Annotated in this window: 1 pseudogene; it reads right to left on the bottom strand. The window is 57.4% G+C overall.

Features of this window, described 5'->3' with window-relative positions:
* Positions 1 to 263 (bottom strand): annotated as a pseudogene (locus tag SB772_RS42260) (AraC family transcriptional regulator); the annotation flags it as partial.

Here is a 263-nt window from a genome sequence, read left to right as displayed (position 1 = left end):
ATGTTGAGCCGCGTTGCCACTTCTTGCATGCCGGGAAAAACGCCAGGCGTGCTCATGAGAACCTGATAGACCTCGCCGGACGTCCCGACGGAAGTCTTTGCCTGCCCGATCAAACGATCGCACGTGTCCTGCAACAGCGTTGCCGTCAGTTTGTGCGCCAGTTGCGGCTTCTGGTTCAGTATCGCGCTGTCGTAAATAAGCTCGCACTGCGGCGCATCGAAGAAACACGGGCAGCCCAGATACTGCGGATAAAGATCGGCATG

This window comes from Paraburkholderia sp. SIMBA_030 (assembly GCF_046535245.1).
Lineage (GTDB): Bacteria > Pseudomonadota > Gammaproteobacteria > Burkholderiales > Burkholderiaceae > Paraburkholderia.
The sequence above is the reverse complement of the archived record's forward strand: the minus strand, read 5'-3'. Positions and strand labels throughout refer to the sequence as shown.